Annotated in this window: 21 protein-coding genes; 11 read left to right on the top strand and 10 right to left on the bottom strand. The window is 67.7% G+C overall.

Annotated features, from left to right (window positions below):
* Positions 1-366 precede the first annotated feature (366 nt).
* From VQ042_RS06770 to VQ042_RS06785, 4 genes are all read left to right on the top strand, one after another.
* A complete protein-coding gene (locus VQ042_RS06770; RefSeq protein WP_442880049.1) occupies positions 367-837 on the top strand; it encodes a twin-arginine translocation pathway signal in 471 nt (156 codons plus the stop codon).
* Between the two features lie 4 nt (positions 838-841).
* Entirely contained in the window at positions 842-1,462 is a 621-nt protein-coding gene (locus VQ042_RS06775; protein WP_331816868.1) for a ferric reductase-like transmembrane domain-containing protein, read from the top strand.
* A gap of 412 nt (positions 1,463-1,874) precedes the next feature.
* Positions 1,875-2,387, top strand: coding sequence for a molybdopterin-dependent oxidoreductase (locus VQ042_RS06780; RefSeq protein WP_331816870.1), 513 nt, complete (start codon positions 1,875-1,877; stop codon positions 2,385-2,387).
* Positions 2,384-2,776 carry an EAL domain-containing protein gene (locus tag VQ042_RS06785; RefSeq protein ID WP_331816872.1) on the top strand — a complete coding sequence of 131 codons (393 nt, stop codon included), beginning with the start codon at positions 2,384-2,386 and terminating at the stop codon, positions 2,774-2,776. Before VQ042_RS06780 ends, VQ042_RS06785 begins: the two co-directional genes overlap by 4 nt.
* Here VQ042_RS06785 and VQ042_RS06790 read toward each other — a convergent pair.
* Both VQ042_RS06790 and VQ042_RS06795 read right to left on the bottom strand, forming a co-directional pair.
* Complete coding sequence (locus tag VQ042_RS06790; RefSeq protein WP_331816874.1) at positions 2,773-3,222, bottom strand: transposase; 450 nt, start codon at positions 3,220-3,222, stop codon at positions 2,773-2,775. The two genes, VQ042_RS06785 and VQ042_RS06790, sit on opposite strands and share 4 nt — an antisense overlap.
* 325 nt (positions 3,223-3,547) lie before the next feature.
* Complete coding sequence (locus VQ042_RS06795; protein WP_331816876.1) at positions 3,548-3,892, bottom strand: DUF2147 domain-containing protein; 345 nt, start codon at positions 3,890-3,892, stop codon at positions 3,548-3,550.
* 279 nt (positions 3,893-4,171) lie between these two features.
* On the opposite strand from VQ042_RS06795, the gene uvrB reads away from it, so the two are divergent.
* From uvrB to VQ042_RS06820, 5 genes are all read left to right on the top strand, one after another.
* Complete coding sequence (uvrB, locus tag VQ042_RS06800) at positions 4,172-7,426, top strand: excinuclease ABC subunit UvrB (protein WP_331816878.1); 3,255 nt, start codon at positions 4,172-4,174, stop codon at positions 7,424-7,426.
* A 65-nt stretch (positions 7,427-7,491) separates the two neighbouring features.
* Positions 7,492-7,692 carry a hypothetical protein gene (locus tag VQ042_RS06805; protein WP_331816880.1) on the top strand — a complete coding sequence of 67 codons (201 nt, stop codon included), beginning with the start codon at positions 7,492-7,494 and terminating at the stop codon, positions 7,690-7,692.
* Complete coding sequence (locus tag VQ042_RS06810; RefSeq protein WP_331816882.1) at positions 7,689-7,859, top strand: hypothetical protein; 171 nt, start codon at positions 7,689-7,691, stop codon at positions 7,857-7,859. Before VQ042_RS06805 ends, VQ042_RS06810 begins: the two co-directional genes overlap by 4 nt.
* A 567-nt stretch (positions 7,860-8,426) precedes the next feature.
* Complete coding sequence (locus VQ042_RS06815; protein WP_331816884.1) at positions 8,427-8,744, top strand: hypothetical protein; 318 nt, start codon at positions 8,427-8,429, stop codon at positions 8,742-8,744.
* Positions 8,745-8,819: 75 nt separating this feature from the next.
* On the top strand, positions 8,820-9,038 hold the full coding sequence (locus tag VQ042_RS06820) for a hypothetical protein (RefSeq protein WP_331816886.1): 219 nt from the start codon (positions 8,820-8,822) through the stop codon (positions 9,036-9,038).
* A 126-nt stretch (positions 9,039-9,164) separates the two neighbouring features.
* Here the strand turns inward: VQ042_RS06820 and VQ042_RS06825 are convergent, their stop codons facing one another.
* The 6 genes from VQ042_RS06825 to VQ042_RS06850 all read right to left on the bottom strand — a co-directional run bounded on the left by VQ042_RS06825 (position 9,165) and on the right by VQ042_RS06850 (position 12,087).
* On the bottom strand, positions 9,165-9,623 hold the full coding sequence (locus VQ042_RS06825; protein ID WP_331816888.1) for a GNAT family N-acetyltransferase: 459 nt from the start codon (positions 9,621-9,623) through the stop codon (positions 9,165-9,167).
* 107 nt (positions 9,624-9,730) lie between these two features.
* A complete protein-coding gene (locus VQ042_RS06830; protein ID WP_331816890.1) occupies positions 9,731-9,853 on the bottom strand; it encodes a hypothetical protein in 123 nt (40 codons plus the stop codon).
* 108 nt (positions 9,854-9,961) lie between these two features.
* Entirely contained in the window at positions 9,962-10,261 is a 300-nt protein-coding gene (locus tag VQ042_RS06835; RefSeq protein ID WP_331816892.1) for a hypothetical protein, read from the bottom strand.
* A gap of 64 nt (positions 10,262-10,325) precedes the next feature.
* Complete coding sequence (locus VQ042_RS06840) at positions 10,326-10,469, bottom strand: hypothetical protein (RefSeq protein WP_331816894.1); 144 nt, start codon at positions 10,467-10,469, stop codon at positions 10,326-10,328.
* Positions 10,470-10,559: 90 nt separating this feature from the next.
* Positions 10,560-11,381 (bottom strand): class I SAM-dependent DNA methyltransferase, encoded by an 822-nt coding sequence (locus tag VQ042_RS06845; RefSeq protein WP_331816896.1) that lies wholly within the window; start codon positions 11,379-11,381, stop codon positions 10,560-10,562.
* Between the two features lie 73 nt (positions 11,382-11,454).
* Positions 11,455-12,087, bottom strand: coding sequence for a pyroglutamyl-peptidase I family protein (locus tag VQ042_RS06850; RefSeq protein WP_331816898.1), 633 nt, complete (start codon positions 12,085-12,087; stop codon positions 11,455-11,457).
* A 335-nt stretch (positions 12,088-12,422) separates the two neighbouring features.
* Between VQ042_RS06850 and VQ042_RS06855 the strand changes: the two genes are divergently transcribed.
* Entirely contained in the window at positions 12,423-12,635 is a 213-nt protein-coding gene (locus VQ042_RS06855) for a cold-shock protein (RefSeq protein ID WP_331816900.1), read from the top strand.
* Between the two features lie 198 nt (positions 12,636-12,833).
* Positions 12,834-13,715 carry a hypothetical protein gene (locus VQ042_RS06860; RefSeq protein WP_331816902.1) on the top strand — a complete coding sequence of 294 codons (882 nt, stop codon included), beginning with the start codon at positions 12,834-12,836 and terminating at the stop codon, positions 13,713-13,715.
* A 24-nt stretch (positions 13,716-13,739) separates the two neighbouring features.
* Here VQ042_RS06860 and VQ042_RS06865 read toward each other — a convergent pair whose 3' ends face one another.
* Together VQ042_RS06865 and VQ042_RS06870 are read right to left on the bottom strand one after the other, a co-directional pair.
* A complete protein-coding gene (locus VQ042_RS06865; protein WP_331816904.1) occupies positions 13,740-14,381 on the bottom strand; it encodes an MBL fold metallo-hydrolase in 642 nt (213 codons plus the stop codon).
* A gap of 122 nt (positions 14,382-14,503) precedes the next feature.
* Positions 14,504-15,394: a branched-chain amino acid aminotransferase gene (locus VQ042_RS06870; protein ID WP_331816906.1), complete on the bottom strand. Its 891-nt coding sequence runs from the start codon at positions 15,392-15,394 to the stop codon at positions 14,504-14,506.
* Positions 15,395-15,586 lie beyond the last annotated feature (192 nt).

A 15,586-nucleotide genomic window follows, 5' to 3' on the forward strand; every position in this document is an offset into this window, starting at 1 on the left:
CGATCCGTTGCCACGCGGCGGCGTGGGTGTCGGGCGCGTGCTCCCTGGCCGGCCGCGCAGATGGAGCCCGACTGGACGTCGCATCCGGCTTGCTGCACGCCCCTGCTGCGACGTGGCGAAGTCCGTCGGACCGATCGACGGGCCACGCGTCCGCCTCAACGTTCCGTGAACAGTTCTGACTTGTTTCGGCTCAGAATGGCTTCCATTTCAAAGAAAAGGCGCGGCACCCGAGCAGGATGCCGCACGCGCAACAGGGACCCGGTTGACGTCGTTGCGTCCGATCCCTCGATCTTGCAGGACGAGCTCTTCGTCCGACGAACCGCCTGGGAGGCCATATTGTCTCAGACCCGTCTGAACCGCAGGACGATGCTGGCGGCCGGTGCCGCCGTCGGTGGTGCCTTGCTGACGAGTGGCGTCGCCGGCTTGCTCGTCCCCGCGCGCGCCCAGGGCCTCGCACCCACGCCCTCCATGCGCGGCGGTTCGAACAATTATCGTCCCGGTGCGCCGATCGTCGAACGAATCGGCAATGGCGGCTTCTGGATGTCGGGCCGCGTTCGCCGTGCCGGCGACGGCGCTCCGCTCGAAGGCATCCGCATCCAGGTCTGGGCGCACACGACAGAAGCCTACGAACGCGATCCGGAAAGCCACGGAGCCACGCTGACCGGCCCCGACGGCGTGTTCCGGCTGGAAATGCCGCAGATCGTACCCGCGTTCGGCCAGGCGCACGGCCATCTGGCCTATGACGATCCCGAATTCGAGGCCGTCTTCCTCCGGCCCCTCATGTCCAGTCCGAAAGACACGAGCCTCAGCGCCGACTTCGTCCTGCAGCCGGCCTGACTTCATGTCGTTGTCCATCCGGGCCGTTCTGGGCTTATCGGCTCTCGCCGTCGCAGTCGTCGGCCCTGTCGTGATTGCAGCGACGAGCGAATACCTCGCCTATCGCAGCGGGATCTATATCGCGGCAGGCTTTGCCGGGATAGCAGCGATGGCGCTGCTCCTCCTTCAGCCCCTTCTCGCGGCCGGATATCTGCCCGGAATCGGCATGCGAGACGGGCGCCGGGTCCACCAATGGGTCGGGATGACCCTCGTCGCCGCGGTCGTTGCCCATGTGGGAGGCCTCTGGCTGACGAGCCCGCCGGACGTCGTGGATGCGCTGCTCTTCGATTCTCCGACGCCGTTTTCCAACTGGGGCGTCGTCGCCATGTGGGCGCTTTTCGCGGCGGCCACGCTGGCCGCCCTGCGCAGGAAGCTGCGCATCCGTCCGCCGATCTGGCGTTTCGCCCATACGGCGCTGGCGACGATGGTCGTCGTTGGCAGCGTCGTCCACGCGCTGCTGATCGAGGGCACGATGGGCACGATCTCGAAGGTTTTTCTCTGCATCCTGGTCCTGGCCGCGACCGGCAAGGCCCTGTCGGATCTTCGAAGCTGGGCCGTGCTAAAGCGATTGGGCAGCCGCCATTGATGTGTCCGCGTCCCGTAGGGACCCCACCGCCAGGGACGATGTGACCGAAGAGGATCGACGCGAGAGCGGGGTGCCGCAGGCGGCCCCCGGCAAGCTGCGACGGCCACGCCGCTCGCCGCCCCCTCGCCGCGCCCTGCCCCGTCATGTCCCCGGTTCTGCTCGTCATCAATCCGCACTCCTTCATCCGTTCACCGGACGGCAACGGCGCGCAAATCCATTGCCCCTGGGTGGCGCGTCGGTGAGTGCGGCTGGCAGCTGGAGCCCGCCCTGAGATTGCGACGCCGGCAAAAGCCCGCGTGCCGAGCCGATCTTGCCACCACACCGTTACGACAGCTTTTTGTTCATGGGTCCTTAGCTTAGGAGAAAGACGCCATGGTCTCCGCCACTGGCAATCTTGGAGGCAAAGGCGGCTATGGCGCGATGTCTTTCAACAGTTTGCCTCTGTGCATTGGGTGCATTGTTTCTGGGTGCTCCGGCGTTTGCGGGTGAGCTCGACCTTCCGCAAGGCAAGCCGATCCTCGAGGTATCCGGAGCGATCTCGTCGACCAATATCGGCGAAACCGCCGTCTTCGACCGGGTCATGCTGGAGGCGCTGGGGGCCGAGAGCATCACCACCAAGACGCAGTGGTCCGATGGCCGAACGGAATTCTCGGGCATCCGCCTCGCCAAACTGATGGAAATGCTGGGTGCCCAGGGGAATTCCGTCACCGCCACTGCGCTCAACGACTATGTCACCACCATTCCGATGACGGACTTTTTCGATTTCGACGTGATCCTGGCTCTGAAGCGGGACGGAGAATACATGTCGGTGCGCGAAAAAGGCCCTCTGTTCATCGTCTATGACTATGACAGCGATCCGGTCCTACAGACGCAGACCTATTTTGCTCGCTCCGCGTGGCAAGTTACGAAGCTTGTCGTCGAATGAATATACCTGAAGGTCGCACCGAAGATCGGAGGGAGCTTGAACGGCTGCATCTGCTCTTCACCGGGCTCGCCTGGGGCCTCATTCTCTGCGGCATCGGTCTCATCCTCCTCCTGGTGACGCAAAACAGGCTCCTCGGGCAGAACCATGAGAGCCTGAGCGCGACCGCAGCCCAGCTTGCCGAGACCCACGGTGTTCTGACCTTGCAGAACCAGCGTTTCGACAAGGGCTTCATCCAGAATATGACGAGTTCTTCCGATGCCTCGGCCATCGTGGAGATCGTTACCGACCTGGGCAAGAAGCTCGGGATCAGGACAACGGCCGAGGGCGTGGAGACCGAGGAGCAGTTGAGCTACCTCCAGCTCATCGGATGCACGCAGGTGCAGGGCTAACTCTTCTCACGCCCGAAGCCGGCCAGCGAGCTCGACGTATCGCGTTCCAGGACGCTGGCGGGGTTGCTCAAGGTGAGCCCGGATGTCGCGCACCGACAGACCGGCGGCATACAATTCGATGATCTTGTCATCGATCCCGTCGATTCGGGTCTGACCCTCTTCACAAGCTCGGGTTCGAAACTGCCATCCCGGTCGCGGGGAGCGGCTAGCGGTTCCCCGTCCTGCCCCTTCACACGCTTGGTCGTGGTCCCGTTGCGTCGGTTCGTCTGACCGGGAAGCGGTTCCGCTCCGGCCTCGTAGCCCAGATGCGCTGTCAGTTCACCGCCAAGCATTCGCTCCATCAGTAGGGTCTTCAGCTGCTTCATCAGCCCTGCGTCGCCAAGCAGATCATCAGGACGCTCGCAGCCCTTCAGCAGCTCGTCCAGTAGCTCGTTGGATATTGTCATCGTCCTTGCTCCTCTCAGGAAGCATGGACCGGTTCAGCCATACACAAAAGACCGGACACTCCCGTGGGAGGCGTGCGTGAGCCTTGAAGACCGCCTGACAGCCAGTGGACCGGTCGACCGCTCGACCATGCCATCATGGTGGTCGGCGACCGAGTATGCCTCGCTCGCCTGCCCACGCCTTTGGTCCGACATATCCTGTCGCAGCCCGGGACCGTCGCCGCCCTCCTGACGGCCAGAAACCTCAGCCTTCCGCAAGTGCGCCGCCAATGCCGACCGGGATACGAGACCCCCTCGCCCGGCGGCACGAGCGACGCGTGGACGGCGCTCAGGGACGGCGCCAGCTCTGGACGGTCTTGCAGAACATGCCCATCAGGCAGCCCTTCAGGTCGAGCTGCGTGCCGCGCACCGTCATCGAGCCCTTGTAGGTCTTGCCGGCGCTCGGATCGGTGATGGTGCCGGGATATTCCGGCCCGGTGCCGGCGACCTCGGCAATGCGCTGGCCCTGATAGGTGCCCGTCGCCACCACCGAACAATAGCCGTTGCCGCAGGGCGCGATGGTCACGCGCTCGCCATTCTCGGTCAGCCAGTCCCCCGTGAGGGCCTGCGCGGAGGCGGTGCCGGCCGCGCCGACGCACAACACCGCGACGAGGGCGGGACGGACGATATTCATGGGCAAGAACTCCTGGCAATGGGACGCCCGCTTCCGCGGCGCCGATTGCCCGAGGCCATGCCGCGGCGATCTGCCGAAATTACGACATTCCGCCATAAAACCCGCCGCCGCGGCGAGATGTCGCTCGCGCCGTCGATGGAGGGCCATCTGCGCCGCCACCGCCTCTCCGGTGCAGAATCGGCCACGCACGCCGCCCACCCCGCCCCCAGTCTCCCGCCCGCAGCTTTGCGCCCGCATCCCCGCTTCCAACCCCGCGGCGCGGTCCCTATATGTTCCGCCATGGCTTCCAGATCCCGCACCCCCCGCTCGAATCCCACCCCCGTCGAGGAGAACGCGCCCTTCGATCCGGGCGCGCCGGCGCGCCGCGGCGGATTTGCCGAAGCGCCCCAGGCGGATTTCGCCGCCGACCGGGAGTTTGCCGGGCCGGTGTCCGGCTGGGCCGACGAGATCGCCGAAGGGCTGGAGACCCAGGCCGAACACGTCGCCGATGGCGCGCCCCCCGACGCGGCGCCGGCCAAAGTGAAACCCGCCGCCAGATCCGGCAAGGCCACGGGCAAGACTCCGCCTGCCACCGGCGCCCGCCCCGGCAAGACCGCGCGCGGCACGTCCATGGGCGGCACCAGCGACCCCAAGAAGCGCGCCGCCGCCGGGCTCAACCCGGTGGCCGGCATGGATCTCAGCCTCGAGGACGCCCAGGGCCTGCCCGAGGGCGGCGTCACCGCCACGGTCGACGCGCTGACCAGGCTGATCTCCGAGGGCGATCCGCTGCTCAAGGACGGCAAGGTCTGGATTCCCCACCGCCCGGCCCGGCCGGACAAGTCCGAGGGCGGCGTGCCCTTCCGCATCGCGTCCGACTACACGCCCCAGGGCGACCAGCCGACGGCCATCGCCGACCTCGTCGCCGGCATCACCGACCACGACCAGACCCAGGTGCTGCTTGGCGTCACCGGCTCCGGCAAGACCTTCAGCGTCGCCAACGTCATCGAGCGGACCCAGCGCCCGGCCCTCGTCCTGGCGCCGAACAAGACGCTGGCCGCCCAGCTCTACGGCGAGTTCAAGAACTTCTTCCCCGACAACGCCGTCGAGTACTTCGTCTCCTATTATGACTACTACCAGCCCGAGGCCTACGTGCCGCGCTCGGACACCTTCATCGAGAAGGAATCCTCGATCAACGAGCAGATCGACCGGATGCGCCACGCCGCCACCCGCGCGCTCCTGGAGCGCGACGACGTCATCATCGTCGCATCGGTGTCCTGCATCTACGGTATCGGCTCGGTCGAGACCTACACGGCGATGACCTTCCAGATGGCCATCGGCGACCGGCTCGACCAGCGCCAGCTCCTCGCCGACCTCGTCGCCCAGCAGTACAAGCGCCGCGACATGGATTTTCAACGCGGGAGCTTCCGCGTCCGCGGCGACACCATCGAGATCTTCCCCGCCCATCTGGAAGACCGGGCCTGGCGCATCTCGCTGTTCGGCGACGAGATTGAATCCATCCAGGAATTCGACCCGCTCACCGGCAGCAAGACCGACGACCTCAAGTCGGTGAAGATCTACGCCAATTCCCACTATGTCACGCCGCGCCCGACGCTCACCCAGGCCGTGCGCTCCATCAAGGAGGAGCTGCGCCACCGCCTCGTCGAGCTGGAAAAGGCCGGGCGCCTGCTGGAAGCCCAGCGGCTGGAGCAGCGCACCCGCTTCGACATCGAGATGATCGAGGCCACCGGGTCCTGCCCCGGCATCGAGAACTATTCGCGCTACCTCACCGGCCGCCAGCCCGGCCACCCGCCGCCGACCCTGTTCGAATACCTGCCCGACAACGCCCTGGTCTTCATCGACGAGAGCCACGTCACCGTGCCGCAGATCGGCGCCATGTATCGCGGCGACTTCCGCCGCAAGGCGACGCTGGCCGAATACGGGTTTCGCCTGCCCTCCTGCATGGACAACCGCCCGCTCCGCTTCGAGGAGTGGAACGCCATGCGGCCGCAGACCGTCGCGGTCTCGGCCACCCCCGGCAGTTGGGAAATGGAGGAGGCCGGCGGCGTCTTCGCCGAACAGGTCATCCGCCCCACCGGCCTGATCGACCCGCCGGTCGAGATCCGCCCCGCCCGCTCCCAGGTCGACGACCTCGTCGGCGAGATCCGCGAGACCGTCGCCAAGGGCTACCGGGTGCTGGCCACCGTGCTCACCAAGCGCATGGCCGAGGACCTCACCGAATATCTCCACGAGCAGGGCATTCGCGTGCGCTACATGCACTCCGACATCGACACGCTGGAGCGCATCGAGATCATCCGCGACCTGCGCCTCGGCGCCTTCGACGTGCTGGTCGGCATCAACCTGCTGCGCGAGGGCCTCGACATCCCCGAATGCGGCCTCGTCGCCATTCTCGACGCCGACAAGGAAGGCTTCCTGCGCTCGGAGACCTCGCTGATCCAGACCATCGGCCGCGCGGCGCGCAACATCGACGGCAAGGTCATCCTCTATGCCGACCGCACCACCGGCTCCATGGAGCGGGCCATCGCCGAGACCAGCCGGCGCCGCGAGAAGCAGGAGGCCTACAATGCCGAGCACGGCATCACCCCGGCCTCGGTGAAGGCGCAGATCGCCGACATTCTCGACAGCTATTACGAAAAGGACCATGTGCGGGTCGATGTCGGCCCCGGCGCGACGGAAGGCGCCCTGGTCGGCAACAACCTCCGCAGCCATCTGGAGCATCTGGAAAAGCAGATGCGCGACGCCGCCGCCGACCTCGACTTCGAGACCGCCGCGCGCCTGCGCGACGAGCTCAAGCGCCTGCGCGCCAAGGAGCTGGAATATGGCGGCATCCCCGGCGGCGACGCCTCGCCGGACGCGGCGCTCTCCCCCCATGTCGCGCCGGTCGGCCCCCGCGGCGACGGCAAGGCCGGCAAAAAAGCCGCCCGGGGCGCGTCCCCCGAGCCCGGTGACACCGCCGCCGACGCCATCGCCTTCGAGGAGGACGCCATCTCCCCGGTCACCGGCCGCTCCAAATACGGCCGCAAGACCAAGCGCGACCGCTCCCCCGCCGGCGGCGAACGTTTTGGCCCACGCGGGGAACCGCTCAAGCCTCGCGGCGAAGGCCCCGCCGCGGCCCCCGCCTCGCTGTTCCGCAAGCCGTCCCTGGACGACATGGGCCCCGGCACCGACGCGGCCCTCCCGGCCGGCCGCCCTCATGGCGAGCCTGCCGAACCGCGCGGGGCCTCCTATTTCCGCAAGAACTCCCTCGACGAAATGACCGTCGGCCGCACCGAAAAGCCGACCGGCAAGGCCCCGCCGAGGAAGCCCGCGACGGCGAAGCAGCCGAACTCCCCCCCTGTGGGGGAGATGTCCGGCAGGACAGAGGGGGGTGGGTCATCCACCAACGCCCCTCATGGTGAGCCTGTCGAACCACGCAGAGGCGACCCCGACTCCCCCGCCCCGATCCGCCGCGAACGCATCGGCCGCGGCTCCCACGAGGGCCCCGCCGACCAGCGCCGCAAGCGCCGCCCCGGCAAGACCGGGCGTCCGGGGCAGTAGGGGCGGCGGGACTTCAAAATTCCGAACGCGCCCGTATACTTGCAGCAGATGCCGGAGCTGCCCCGATGACCCGCGTGGAAAAGATCGAAGCCGAAATCGCCTCCCTCTCCGGCGCCGAGCGGGCGCGCCTGCGCGCCTGGTTCGACGCCTACGATGCCGACCGCTTCGACGCGGCGATCGCGCAGGACGCCGCGTCCGGCACGCTCGATGCCCTTGCCGACGCCGCCCTCGCCGACTTCCAGGCCGGGCGGACGCGCCCTCTGTGATCCATCACGCGGCCGCTTCCTTCTGGAAGGCCTACAACGCACTCCCTGCCCCGGTCCGCAGTCAGGCCGACAAGAAATTCGCGCTGCTCAAGGCCGACCCCGACCGCCCGTCGCTGCGCTTCAAGCCAATCGGGCGCTTCTGGTCGGCCCGCATCGGCCTTCGCTGAGGGGGCGTGCCGCCCACCAGGACTAGTGCGCAGTCTGAACAACAAAGTGAGTTTGAAAACAAATTCGTCGGGTGATGCGGCTCTTGGTGTCGGCGCGGCGTGAAATTGGCCTTAGCACCAAGCCAGGTGACCGATAGCCGCCCCCCACTTATCCCCGCCCCTCCCCGTCCCCCATACTCCCCCCATCGCTGCCCACGGCGGGCACGGACGATCGCCGGGATCGGTCGGGGGCGGCGAGCGGTGTCCGCGACGGGGCGTCTTCCGGAGACGCGCCGGCCCGGACGGCCCGAGACAGTGCCGGACCGTCCCCCATTAGGAGGGGGCCGCGGATCGCTCCGCTTGAGCCCGAAAGGGCGAAGAGCCGGCCGGAAGGGGGTCCCAGCGCAACAGCTGGGCAGTGACTCCTTCCATCGGGCTGCCAAGACACCGCGCGGATCGCCGACGGCGTGCCGCCTCTTGCCTTCCCCATGGCGTGCCGTCGGCGATCCGCCGCCCGCCCCAGGAAGACGACCGCCGGCCCGGCAACGGGCGCGGCGCCGCATCCGCACGCCATGTGAAACGTCCCCGATGAAGGAGCCGCCCATGGCCGAGGACCCGCCGATGACGCCCGAGGAGATCGCCGACAGCCACCGCCGCGCCACCGCGCATCTGGCGCTGGTCACCGCCGCCCTTGCCGGCCGGCCGAAACCGCCCCGCGTTGCGCGCCCCCGCTTGGCACAGGCCCGGTCGGCGCATCTGCGGCCGGCCCGGTCCGGGCCGGCGCACGCCCCGTCACAGGCCCCTGTGGCGGAACGGGCCGACCGGCTGATGCCCAGCGCCGCCTGGCTGCTGGCAGCCATCTGCCGGCGCGGCTCCTGCCGGCGGGCCCCCCGCGCCTGCCGCTAGGGCGAGCGCCCGGGCGACCGGCCGCCCGAGGCCGCGGCCCAGGAAGCCCCCTGCTTCGCCGCCCTGCCGCGCCCGGTGCGCCTGGCCCTGCCCTACGCGATGATGTGCCTGCTCACCCCGGCCGCCTTCCGCGACCCCATCCTCCTGCGCCGCGAAGCCGAAACCATCCGCGCCGCGAAAGGGGCGCTGGCGGAGATGCAGGGCGCTGAAACGGCGGGTGACGCGCCGGCGGGCATCGGAGCGGGCGACATCGACGCAGGAGACAGGCGCGGCGCCCCTGCTCCCACATCCTGAGCCTGTCGAAGGACGGGGGAGCAGGGGTCCAGCTGCGCCGAGCGCCCCTCGTCCTTCGACAGGCTCAGGATGAGGGGCTACGGAGATGGGGGGCTACTGCAGCGGCTCAGCGGCAAAAGCCGCGCCCTACCCCCAGTCGCGCCGCATCGTGGCCATGCCGTTGCGACGGCTCAGCTCCTCGTAGCCGGCGGCCTCGTAGACCCGCAACGCCGGTTCGTTGTCGAGCTCGACCTTGAGGGTGATGGAAATGGCGCCCAGGTCGCGGGCGGCCTCTTCGGCCAGCGCCGCCAACCGGGCGCCGGCACCGCCGCGGGCCGCCGCCTCGACGAAGACATAGACCAGATGGCGCACCTCCGGCCCGATGCCGACGCGCAGGGCGAAGAAGCCCACCTCGCGACCGGTCTCGTCGACCAGGTAGAACGAGGCGTCGTCGGCCTCGTTCAGCCATTTTTCCTGCCATTCCAGCGGATCGAAGGGATGCTTGGCGTTGGGATTGACCAGAGCGAGGTCGTCCTCCTCCACCAGCATCCGGGCGAGCGGGGCGAGGTCGAAGGGCGCATTAGGGCGCAGGGCAAGGTCGGACACGGGCGGCTCCATGGCGGTCGAGACGATGGCGCGCCCTCGCACGGACCGGCCGCCGTTTCAACCGCCGGCGGGCCGGGAACCGCCCCATGTCATCCAGGCGAACCCCGTCAGCGCGGGACGGCGGTGTCCATTATCGAGGCCTGGGATTCCCAGCGGGCGCTGCGCACCTCGTCGGACGGCGTCGCGCAGGCGCCGAGCGCCAGGAGGGCCAGCAGGGGAACGAGCTTCATCGGGTCGGGCTCCGGTACGAAGGAAGAGATCGGCAAGGACGGGGCCGACTGTCCGGCCTTTTGCGGCGCAAATCCTGTGGCGCGCCGGCCGGCCGGGCGGGATTGCGATCAGTGCGGATTCTGGCCCGGCACGATGCCGCCGGAGGGCGTGTCGGCCATCACCGAGGGCGTCACGCCGTTGACCAGCGGCTGGGCCGAGGCCCGGCCATAGCGGCTGCCGAAGCCGTAGAGCCACGGGATGCCGGGGCTCACCGGGCGCAGCACCACGCGCCCGTCCGACAGGACGACGCGCCGGGACTGGGCCTTTTCGCGCTCCGACAGCCGCACGCCCACCGTCTGCTGGGCGGCAGCGGGCAGGACCGGCAGGATCAGCACGGCGGCGATGAGGGCGGCGAAGGTGCGGTGCATGACGGGCTCCGTTTCGAGATTGTCGCGAGAGCAACGCGCGGCGCACCCCGCGTGTTGCAGGGCGTCATTCGGGGATCTGTCCCGGCACGATGCCGTCGGACGGCGTCGAGCGGTCGACCACACTCGAACGCTCGCCCGCCATGTTGCCCTGGCAGCCGGCGACGGCCAGGCCCGAGACGATGGCGGCGATGGTGATGATGCTGCGCATGATTGGCTCCTGTGGTTGCATTCGGCCAGTCAACGGCTGCACCGCCCGGCGGTTGCCGCGCCCCGTCGCACGCCTGCGTGAGGCGGCGCATCAGCGTTTGCGGGCGAGCACCAGATGCCCCGCCGCCGGCTCGCCCTCCTGCCGGCGCACGACGATGGGCGCGCATTCCAGCGTGTCGAAGCCATGCGCCGCCAGCCGGTCCCGCACGTAGCCTTCCTTGTGGTGAAAGCGCTGGTGCGGCCCCACCATGAAGTCCCGTGCGCCGAACTGCGCCTCCGGCAGGGTCTCGGTGGAGAAGCCGAGGAGGCCCCCCGCCACCATGCGCGCGGCGGTCGCGGCAAACAGCGGGTCGAGGCCGCCCAGATACGGCAGCACGTCCGTCGCTACCACCAGGTCGAAGGGCTCGGGCTCGTCGAACTCCTCCAGGAAGCCCACGGCCTCGCCGATATAGAGGTGATCGTAGACACCCTTGTCGAAGCAGGTCTCGATCATGCCCTCCGACAGGTCGACGCCGATCAGCGTCGCGATGCGGTCCCGCAGCGCCTCGCCGGCCAGGCCGGTGCCGCAGCCCAGGTCGAGCGCGCGTTCGTGGCGGGCCGGGCCGATCGCCGCCAGCCGCTCCGCCATCAGCCCCGGCACGCCATAGCCGAGCTGGCGCACCAGGATGTCCTCGAAATCGTCGGCATGCTGGTCGAACAGGGTCGCCACATAGGCGTCGCCGGCCGAAACCGGCGCCTCGCCCTCCCCCATCGCCGCGATCCGGACCGCCGCACCCGCATGGTCGTCCGGGTCGAGCGCCAGGCAGCGGCGATAATGCTCGGCCGCCGCCGCCGTGTCGCCGGCCTTCTCCATGGCCAGGGCCCGGTCATACGCCTCCGCCAGTGCGGCCTCGTCGATGCTCGCGTCGCTCATTGCCGGCTCCTCTGCCTTTGCTGCGCCCGCTCTTAGGGCAAAGCCGCCTCCGGCAAAAGCCGGACGGCTGTGGTCAGGATGATGGCCCGACCTCCAACCGTTCGGCGATCGCCAGGGCGGCCGCGACGATGTGGGCCGCCGGCATGCTGCAGAAGATCTCCGGCATCGCCGCGATCTCTTCGGCCTCGGCCGCACCCTCGTCGCTCAGCGGCACATGGAAGAAGCCGAAATGGCGAACCCCGAGCACTTCTGCATGGAACGCCAGACGGTAGAGCGTATCGTTGCACAGATAGCCGCCTGCATCCGACGACCATTCAAACGACACTCCGGCGCCCCGAAGCGCCTCCGCCACCGCGGTCCACGGCATGTTGCAGGCGAGGGCCTCCGGTCCATCCAGCACCGCCGGCCCGGATGGAAAGGCCCCGACCGCGTCGGCCTGACCGAGCTTGCGACGGTTGCGGGCCACGCGCTCGATGCGCAGCCGCTCGGCCCGCTGGTGCAGGCCAAAGAGAAGGACCGCGGTCGGCGCAACCGTCTCGATGAGCCCGCGCAACCGCGGCCAGCTCGCATCCCACTCGACCGGCAGCACGGCGGCATGGAACGCCTGGCCGTGGCGCGGATCGGTCTCGAGTGTCTTCGCCATGGCCTCGGTCGGATTGCGCGGCGCACCAGGAAAGGAGGAGAATCCGCAAACGAGTATTGTCATTGGGGAGGAATGCCTTGGGGAAAATGCGCCCGACACTGGCGGCGATCTGTCTTTACAGCGCGTTTGGGATGTTGGAAGCTGCAATGTCTGTCCCGAATTGGCACGTTGCAAGTGTCGTGCAAACGCTGCTTGCCGAGCCGGATACGGGATAGCAATGAAGGAGGGTTCGGGCAATCTCGCGAACAAGGGTCATGGACGAGCTGCGTATCGGGGGCGCATCCTCCGGGTGGTCTGCGCGAAACCTCGGACCACGATGTATCGGTTCCTTTCCTAGTCAAGACTTGCCTGCCACTGCCAAACGGCGACTCGCAATGCCAGGATAAGGAATTCCGACGATGGCACAGACCGGCACGGTCAAGTTCTTCAATACCGAAAAGGGCTTCGGTTTCATCAAGCCCGACAATGGTGGTGCGGACATCTTCGTCCACATCTCTGCCGTGCAGGCGTCCGGCCTGCCCGGTCTGGAGGAAAACCAGAAGGTGTCCTACGACACCGAACCGGACAAGCGCGGCAAGGGCCCGAAAGCCGTCAACCTCGCAGCGGACTGATACGCCTGCACGATGGCTGCCCCCGGGACTGCCCCGGTGCCGCACCGTGACATACAAACTGGGAAAGCCGGAAGCGTTTCTGCGACGGGCTTTTCCTTCAGACGCCGCACCGTTTCATTTCGACACGGAAGCGTCTGGCACGCAACGTGCAAGGCCACCTCCGAATGCCTGCAAAAGGCCGAAACGGGAGTGCGATCCATGTCTCAACGCCATCGACCGAGCCAACGCGGAACCGGCGGCCTTGCCGTCGCTGCCAGCCTCGCCGCGATGTTGCTGACGGCTACCTCCGCCGGGAGCCAAACCTATCTCGACGGGGGCGGCGGCAGCAGTTCCCGGCCCCAGACCAGCGATCCCACGGGCGGCTTTCTTGACGGCGGCGGGCCCTTGCAGCGCCGATCCGGCACGCGCGCCGGCAATCGCCGCGGCGGCTTTCTCGATGATGGCGGCAACATCAGCACCCGGCCCGACATCGTCATCGGTTCCGGTCGCGACGAAGAATTCCTGCGGGACGGGGGTTCCATCACCACTGCTCCGGACATCGTCTTCTCGGACGAACGCGAGGAATTTCTCGAGGATGGCGGTTCGATCACGGTCGAGCCGAATGTCCTGATTGATGGCAGGCACTTGCGTGGCGGTCGGGGGTGGCAGGAAGTCGCAGCGCCGCGGACCTATCGTCGCTCCTCAGGTTCCTTCACCGTCATCACCAGCGACATCGGTGACCGCCAAGTGCGCACCGCCGCCTACGCGCCGGCGGACGGCATCAACCGGACGCGACCACGGGCGAAGGTGATCGACGTGGAGAGCATGCGCCTCGACAACCGGCCAATGCCGGCGTCCGGCATCGAAGTGATCTACAAGATCGGCGGACCGAAGATCATCCGCATCGCACCGGGCTATGGTCAGCGCGTTGCCGCGACGGATACGGATCGGGCCATGGCGCGACCGACCCCGCGCGCGTCACCACCGTCGGCCCCATGGACCCGCGAATGGCTGGACCGCTGCACCCGCGAACACGAAAGCTTCGATCCCGACTACGGCACCTATGTCGACGCCTCTGGCCAGTCGCAGTTCTGCGACTGATGGCAGGGGCCGCGACCGTATCGGTCAGGTGAGGAACGGATTGCCACGGCGCTCGTCGCCGAGGCGTCCGCCTGGGCCGTGGCCGCAGATGAACCCCACGTCATCGCCGAGCGGCAGGACCTTGTCCTTGATCGACGCGATCAATGTCGCATGGTCGCCGCCGGGCAGATCGGTCCGACCGATCGAGCCGGTGAACAGGACATCTCCTGCATGCAGGAACTTGGCTGCCCTGTCGTAGAAGACGACGTGACCAGGCGCATGGCCGGGCGTGTGCAGCACCTCGAACCGGTGGCCGGCGAAACCGACCGTATCGCCCTCTTCCAGCCAGCGGTCCGGGGTGCAGTTTCGGACCGCGCCCGCAATCCCGAACATGCGAGCCTGTTCCGACAGTCCGGCGAGAAGGAAGGCGTCGTCCTGGTGCGGGCCGACGATCTCGACGCCGAGGCGCTCCTTCAGTTCCATGGCTCCGCCCGCGTGGTCGATATGGCCATGGGTCAGCCATATCGCCTCGATGGTGACGCCCGCCTTCTCGATCGCCGCCACGATCCGGTCGACGTCGCCGCCTGGATCCACCACGACACCGACCCTGTCTTCGGCGTCGAAGAGGATGCAGCAATTCTGCTGGAACGGCGTGACGGGGACGATCTGGGCATTGAGTGTGGTCACGGGAGCCTCGGGCGTCGATTGATGTGCCCGGCTGTTAACGTGGAGCGGATAGCGGAGGCAAGCTTGGTGTCCGGTCGCGACGGTCGCGACCGGACAGGATGAGATGCCAGGCTTCGTGGGGCTTATTCGGCAGCGGCGCGCCGCGGTTGCACGACAGCGGTGTAGTCCTCGACCAGACGACGCGTGGTCTCGCCCGGGGTGAAGCGCCATTCGGCGATCTCCGATACCGGCGTGACCTCGGCGGCGGTGCCGCAGAGAAAGCATTCGTCGAATTCGGCGAGTTCCTCCGGCATGATCACACGCTCGCGCACCTCGATACCGCGCCGCTTGGCCAGTTCGATCACCGTGCGACGGGTGATGCCATCGAGGAAGCAGTCAGGGATTGGCGTATGAATGACACCGTCCTTGACGAAGAAGACGTTGGCGCCCGTCGCTTCGGCCACCTGCCCGCGCCAGTCCAGCATCAGCGCGTCCGCATAACCCTTGGCCTCTGCCGCGTGCTTGGAAATCGTACAGATCATGTAGAGGCCGGTTGCCTTGGCCTTGGACGGTGCCGTACGTGGATCGGGCCGGCGATACTCGGCGAGATCGAGCCGAATGCCTTTCATCCTCTGCTCCGGGGCGAAATAGCTCGGCCACTGCCAGATGGCGATCGCGACATTGATCCGGTTCTTCTGGGCCGACACGCCCATCATCTCGGAGCCGCGGAAAGCGATCGGCCGGACGTAGGCGTCGGTGAATCCCTGGCGCACCAAGAGTTCCTCCGTGGCCGTGTCGATTTCGTCGGCGCTGTAGGGGATATCGAAGCCGAGCATGCGGCCCGAGGCGATCAGCCGCTCGGTATGCTCGCGTAACTTGAAGACGGTGCCACCATAGGCGCGCTCGCCTTCGAAGACCGCGCTGGCGTAGTGCAGGCCATGGGTCAGGACGTGGATCTTGGCATCTTTCCAGGGCACGAACTCGCCGTTGTACCAGATTTCGCCCTCAAGCTGGTCGAATGGAACACTGCTCATGGTTTTCGACGCCTGTCCCGGCGTCCTCCCTATACGAGGTGTAGCGGCGATCGGCGTCTAGCCGAGTCGTGGCTGGTTTGCCGACCGCACCCCGCCTTTTCACGATACGGGTTGCCCGAAGTCGACAATGGGCCGGGAGCGGAATGGTCGCAAGCGACGGTTTCCACTCTCGCTGGCAAGGTGTAACAATAG

Source organism: Aurantimonas sp. A2-1-M11, assembly GCF_036549475.1.
In the GTDB taxonomy this organism is placed as follows: domain Bacteria; phylum Pseudomonadota; class Alphaproteobacteria; order Rhizobiales; family Rhizobiaceae; genus Aurantimonas.